The sequence below is a fragment of the Streptomyces lanatus genome (genome assembly GCF_014655715.1).
GTDB lineage: Bacteria > Actinomycetota > Actinomycetes > Streptomycetales > Streptomycetaceae > Streptomyces > Streptomyces lanatus.
The window spans coordinates 1-921 of the sequence record NZ_BNBM01000043.1 but is presented as its reverse complement, the minus strand read 5'-3'; the positions used below and the strand labels follow the sequence as shown (position 1 = coordinate 921).

The 921-nt window shown below is 76.3% G+C and carries 1 protein-coding gene and 1 pseudogene; both read left to right on the top strand.

Annotated elements, in window-relative coordinates; all coding sequences use genetic code 11:
- Positions 1-145 (top strand): annotated as a pseudogene (locus IE325_RS45830) (dihydrolipoyl dehydrogenase); the annotation flags it as partial.
- Between the two features lie 59 nt (positions 146-204).
- The coding region (locus IE325_RS45825) for a biotin/lipoyl-containing protein (protein WP_308437730.1) at positions 205-921 on the top strand (717 nt) is incomplete at its 3' end.

The following is a 921-nucleotide window of genomic DNA, read 5'->3' as shown; positions in this document are numbered from 1 at the left end:
GGTCGGCGAGGCCCAGCTGATCTACAACTGGGAGGCGCTGCCGGCCGAGGTCGCCCAGCTCATCCACGCCCACCCGACGCAGAACGAGGCGCTCGGCGAGGCCCACCTGGCCCTGGCCGGCAAGCCGCTCCACTCGCACGACTGACCCTCGGTCGACGAAGCGACGACACAGACTTCCGCAATTCGTTAGGAGCAACCGAAACCATGGCGGTTTCCGTAACCCTTCCGGCGCTCGGCGAGAGCGTCACCGAGGGCACTGTCACCCGCTGGCTGAAGGCCGAGGGTGAGCGCGTCGAGGCCGACGAGCCCCTGCTCGAGGTGTCGACCGACAAGGTCGACACCGAGATCCCCTCCCCCGCCGCCGGCGTCCTGGCCTCCATCAAGGTCGCCGAGGACGAGACGGTCGAGGTCGGCGCCGAGCTGGCCGTGATCGACGACGGCACCGGCGCCCCCGCTGCCGCGCCCGCCCCCGCCGCTGCCGAGGCTCCGGCCCCGGCCGCCGAGCCCGCCCCGGCGCCGGTCGCCGAGGCCCCGGCGGCCCCCGCGCCCGCCGCCGCTGCCCCCGCCGCTCCGGCGGGTGGCGCGTCCGGCACCGACGTGGTCCTGCCCGCGCTCGGTGAGTCCGTCACCGAGGGCACCGTCACCCGCTGGCTGAAGTCGGTCGGCGACAGCGTCGAGGCCGACGAGCCGCTGCTGGAGGTGTCGACGGACAAGGTCGACACCGAGATCCCCGCCCCCACGTCCGGCACCCTGCTTGAGATCGTGGTCGGCGAGGACGAGACGGCCGAGGTCGGCGCCAAGCTGGCCGTCATCGGCGTCGCGGGTGCCGCTCCGGCGGCCGCCCCGGCCCCGGCGGCTCCGGCCCCGGCTCCCGCCGCCCCGGCCGCCCCCGCGGCTCCGGCTGCCCCCGCCGCCCCGGCC